This window comes from Paraburkholderia sp. CNPSo 3076, from assembly GCF_026343935.1.
Lineage (GTDB): Bacteria > Pseudomonadota > Gammaproteobacteria > Burkholderiales > Burkholderiaceae > Paraburkholderia > Paraburkholderia nodosa.
This window is the reverse complement of sequence record NZ_JAPMAL010000128.1, coordinates 1-870: the sequence shown is the minus strand read 5'-3', so window position 1 is coordinate 870 and position 870 is coordinate 1. Positions and strand designations below refer to the sequence as shown.

Annotated in this window: 2 rRNA genes; both read right to left on the bottom strand. The window is 53.1% G+C overall.

Annotated elements, in window-relative coordinates:
• Nucleotides 1-77 (bottom strand): 5S ribosomal RNA (gene rrf, locus M3A49_RS42350); the annotation flags it as partial.
• Nucleotides 78-139: 62 nt separating this feature from the next.
• Nucleotides 140-870: ribosomal RNA gene (locus tag M3A49_RS42345) — 23S ribosomal RNA — on the bottom strand; the annotation flags it as partial.

The following is an 870-nucleotide window of genomic DNA, read 5'->3' as shown; positions in this document are numbered from 1 at the left end:
CTACCATTGGCGCTAAAGAGCTTAACTTCCGTGTTCGGTATGGGAACGGGTGTGACCTCTTCGCTATCGCCACCAGACAAGAGATTGCTCTCTCAAAACTAGATAACAGCTTGCTGAGTAAAGCTTTCACTTTAAAAGTTTGGTTAAGTCCTCGATCGATTAGTATCAGTCAGCTACACATGTCGCCACGCTTCCACCTCTGACCTATCAACCTGATCATCTTTCAGGGATCTTACTAGCTTGCGCTATGGGAAATCTCATCTTGAGGGGGGCTTCATGCTTAGATGCTTTCAGCACTTATCCCGTCCACACATAGCTACCCAGCGATGCCTTTGGCAAGACAACTGGTACACCAGCGGTGTGTCCATCCCGGTCCTCTCGTACTAAGGACAGCTCCTCTCAAATTTCCTACGCCCACGACGGATAGGGACCGAACTGTCTCACGACGTTCTGAACCCAGCTCGCGTACCGCTTTAATGGGCGAACAGCCCAACCCTTGGGACCGACTACAGCCCCAGGATGCGATGAGCCGACATCGAGGTGCCAAACCTCCCCGTCGATGTGGACTCTTGGGGGAGATAAGCCTGTTATCCCCGGGGTAGCTTTTATCCGTTGAGCGATGGCCCTTCCATGCGGAACCACCGGATCACTAAGCCCGACTTTCGTCCCTGCTCGACTTGTAGGTCTCGCAGTCAAGCTCCCTTGTGCCTTTACACTCTACGAATGATTTCCAACCATTCTGAGGGAACCTTTGGGCGCCTCCGTTACATTTTAGGAGGCGACCGCCCCAGTCAAACTGCCCACCTGACACTGTCTCCCGGCCCGATCAGGGCCGCGGGTTAGAATTTCAATACAGCCAGGGTAGTATCC